This window comes from Candidatus Benthicola sp., assembly GCF_058719085.1.
On the sequence record NZ_JBZQEK010000164.1, the window covers coordinates 1 to 3837 of the forward strand.

The 3837-nt window shown below is 66.4% G+C and carries 3 protein-coding genes; 2 read left to right on the forward strand and 1 reads right to left on the reverse strand.

Translation table 11 applies throughout. The features are described from left to right. A partial coding sequence (locus tag AC36XV_RS12180; RefSeq protein ID WP_492203956.1) for an NAD(P)/FAD-dependent oxidoreductase occupies nt 1-651 on the reverse strand: 651 nt, incomplete at its 3' end. A 100-nt stretch (nt 652-751) separates the two neighbouring features. Between AC36XV_RS12180 and AC36XV_RS12185 the strand changes: the two genes are divergently transcribed. Further along, the gene (locus AC36XV_RS12185; RefSeq protein ID WP_492203957.1) at nt 752-1195 is read left to right on the forward strand and encodes an SRPBCC family protein; all 444 of its coding nucleotides are present in this window, start codon (nt 752-754) and stop codon (nt 1193-1195) included. An 87-nt stretch (nt 1196-1282) separates the two neighbouring features. Continuing rightward, nucleotides 1283-3475, forward strand: coding sequence for an adenylate/guanylate cyclase domain-containing protein (locus AC36XV_RS12190; protein ID WP_492203958.1), 2193 nt, complete (start codon nt 1283-1285; stop codon nt 3473-3475). Nucleotides 3476-3837: the final 362 nt, after the last annotated feature.

Genomic DNA, 3837 nt, shown 5'->3' on the forward strand with positions numbered 1-3837 from the left:
CACCCCGGCCGGAAGGTCCTCCAGCAGCTTCAGGAAGTTGCTGTTCACTCCGGTGGCCACGGCCACGAGGTCGTAAGACTCCTCCTTCAGATCCGAACCGATCAGGACCGGTCGCTCGTCGCGCCACTCCACATCGCTGATCAGCCGCCGCACGACGCGCGCCCCCTTCTCCACCGCCATCCCCTGGAGAAAGCCGTCGAAGCTGTCCCATGGGCTGTCGCCGCCCTCCCGGGGGCCGTTCCCCCGGTACAGCGCGGCGATCCGCTGTTCCCCGGCCGGGCTTCGAATGGCCACGCTGCCCACGTCCATGTGAACCACGTACGATTCGATCCCGCGCTGGACGACCTCCGGGGGAAGGTTGATTCCCTCGGCCGCGAGCACCTGGACCAGCGATTCGGAGACGATGCCGCCACAGTGGTTGCAGCCGGCGGGCCCGCAGTGAGCGAAGGAGCGGGGCTCGTAGATGTCGACGGATAGGTCGAGATCGATCGTCTCGGCGGTCTTGAGCAGGAAGTAGGCGAAGAACGACCCGGCGGGGCCACCACCGACCACCGCGATCCGCGAGCCATCCGTCAGGGACAGGTCCGCTTCGTCACCAGTGACGAGGGCAGAGAACGAGTCCGCGACGGACTTCTGCGAGGAGAGCCTCATCTCCACACCTCCCCGTTGGAACGGGTTGTGCAGTAAGTGTACGCCGTCCTGAGGCGAATGTCTAACACTTTCGCAACGCGCACTCGACCCGGGTTTGGTGATGCGGAGCCTGACGGAGCGGATCGACATAAGCGCTTCCGAGGACTCGGTCTGGGGAGTCCTCAACGACTTCGGTGGGGTCGCGCACTGGGCGCCCTACCTGCGAGACTCCTCGCTCGTGGGCGAGCTGGAGCGCGGCGTCGGCTCGTACCGGGTCCTGAGACACTTCTGGGGCTTTCGGCTCGAGGAATCGGTCGTCGATTGGAAGGACCACGTCGGGTACACGTTCGACGTGAGAGTCGTCCCGTATCCGATCGGTCGAGTCATAGAGACGTGGTCACTCGAGACAGGCAACCCGCACGTCACGGTCACGAGCTCGGTCACGTACGGTATGCGCCTAGGCTGGGTCGGGCGCCTCCTCGACTGGGTTCTCGTCCGTCATCTGATCCGGAGGGAGATGCGAGCGGGTCTCCGGGGACTGCGGGACCACGTGCAGTCGCGCTAGAGGGACCGACCGCATAGAATCCGTCTGGGCGTATCACCAGAGCTTCAGCAGGTCTCACCGTAAGCCGGAACCGACCTGGAGACAGGGATGGAACGAAGGCTTGCCGCCATATTCGCCCTCGACATGGTGGGCTTTTCGCGCCTCATGGAAGAGGACGAGGCCGGGACCCTCGCCCGCCAGAAGGCCCACCGGTCGGAGCTGATCGATCCTGCCATCCTCCGCCACAGGGGCCGGATCGTGAAGGGCACGGGGGACGGACTGCTGGCGGAATTCCCGAGTGCCGTCGATGCGGTGGAGTGCGCGGCCGAGATCCAGCGCGCGATGCCCGAAAGGGAGGAAGGCTCGCCGAAGGACCGGCGGATCGCGTTCAGGATCGGGATCAACGTCGGAGACATCGTCGCGGAAGATGGGGACATCTACGGTGACGGTGTCAACGTGGCCGCCCGCATCGAGTCCCTCACCGATCCGGGAGGCGTGTTCATATCGGGAAGCGCCTTCAACCAGGTCCGAAACAAGGTCCAGCTGGGCTTCGAAGACCTGGGACCTCACCGGGTCAAGAACATCCAGGAGCCGGTCCAGGTCTACCGGGTGCTGCTCGACCCGGAATCCGCCGGGAAGATGCCGGGCAAGCGCCGGAAGCGGCGGAAGGGGGTTTCGAAGGAAGTCGCGACCGCCGCCGTGATCATCCTCGTCCTCGGCGGCGGCCTGGCGATCCGCGACTTCGTGATGCGCGACACGACGCGCCAGGACGCTCGCGCGCTCCGTACCTCTGCGCTGGAACAGCTCAGCGAGGTCGAGGATCCCCGTCGCATCGCGGTCCTCTATTTCGAGCCGCGGACGCCGCAGGAAGAAGTACCGTTCATCGCGGCGGGCCTTTCGGAGGCCCTGATCGATGAGCTGAGCACGGTGAGCGCCCTCAAGGTCGTGTCCCGCAATGGTGTTGCCCCGTACCGGGACGCCCCGGTGGCTCCCGACAGCATCGGCCGCGCGCTAGAAGTGGCCACGATCGTGAGCGGCACCGTTTCCAAGGCGGACGATGATGTGCGCGTGGCCGTTTCGTTCGTGAACGCGGCGACGGGCGACCAGTTCGGAACGACGAGGGTCGAGGGCTCGTACTCCGACCTTTTCCGGCTCCAGGATGACCTGGCGCAGGAGGTCGGAGGTTTCCTGCTCCGTACCCTCGGCGAGGAGATCGAGGAAATCGAGCTTCGCTCGGGGACCGAGAGCGTCGAGGCGTGGGAGCTGGTGCAGCGCGCCGCCCCGATCGAGGAACGGGCGACCACGGCCATCCAGATGGGTGACCTGGACGGCGCGCTCGGCTATCTGGCGGCGGCGGACTCGGTCCTCGCGCGGGCGGAGGATGTGGCACCTGAATGGGTGGAGCCCACCGTGCGGCGCGGGTGGATCGACTACCAGGCGTCCCGGTTCACAGGCTTCGACGATCGCGCCGCGGCCGAAGAGTGGATCGACCGCGGGACGGAGCACGCGGAGGTGGCCGTTCGCCTCGCCCCCGAGGACCCGGATGCGCTCGAGCTCCGGGGCACGCTCCAGTACTGGAAGTATCTGCTCAACCTGGCGGGTGGCCCGGAAGAATCGGAACGCCTGCTCGGGCAGGCCGAGGCCGACCTTCGCGCCTCCGTGGCCGCAAACCCGCAGCAGGCGTCTGCATGGACTTCGCTCAGCCACCTTCTCCTGAACCAGGATCGGGTACCGGAGGCCAAGGTGGCGGCTCTCCGCTCGTACGAGGCGGACCCGTATCTGCGCAACGCCCACCTTACCCTGTGGCGGCTGTTCGGAGCTTCGTTCGACCTGGGCGATGAGGTTGAGGCAAGGCGGTGGTGCGAGGAAGGGCGCAGGCGGTTCCCCGAGCGACCTCGGTTCCGCAAGTGCGCCGTGATGGCGGCCGCGATGCCCGGCTCGAGTCCCGACATCGATGCGATGTGGGCAGCGCTGGACGATTGGGTCGAGCTGAGCCCGCCCGCCGAGCGGGAGTTCAACCTCCACCAGGGACAGATGTTCGCGGCCCTGGCTCTCGTGCAGGCGGACAAGCCGGACAGCGCCCGGGCGGTGGCCGAGCGCGCCCGACTCGGACCGAGCGCGGACCCGACCCGGAACATCGCGTACTGGGAAGCCGTGGTCCGCAGCTTCCTGGGCGACATGGACGAAGCGGTCGAACAGTGGAACGTTCACGTCGCTGCCAACCCCGATGTGTCCATCGAGGACGAGGACTACTGGTACATCGAACCTCTCAGGCAGGACCCGCGTGTGGCTACCCCGTGAGGTGGTGAGCCTCTCCACAACGCGGGTCATTTCTTCCCAGCTGCGGGCAGTAGTGTCCCGCAAACGGGGGACCCGGCTCTGCGGCTCGAACGGCTGTCCCGCCGCCTAACTGAATGGAGCGTGCAGGTTTTTGCTCCGTCGGCCGCCAACCCCCCTATCGGCAACGCTTTCGGAACATTTGTTGCCGTTTAACCGGCATTGCCCCACAGGCTGCATCCAGTATGAGAAGCGCACCGGCGATACCGGGATCAATCCCTCCTTGCTCCTGGGTCGTGTAGATATTCCGTCAGCGGCCCCCGCCGACAGACGGTGTATTGCGTCTCTAGCAAGGAGCAGCCGCCATGCGTTTCAGACTCCCCCTC

What these genes read in the sequence shown, in the direction of transcription:
- AC36XV_RS12185 (WP_492203957.1), top strand. Translation starts at nt 752, where the DNA reads ATGCGGAGCCTGACGGAGCGGATCGACATAAGCGCTTCCGAGGACTCG.
- AC36XV_RS12190 (WP_492203958.1), top strand. Translation starts at nt 1,283, where the DNA reads ATGGAACGAAGGCTTGCCGCCATATTCGCCCTCGACATGGTGGGCTTT.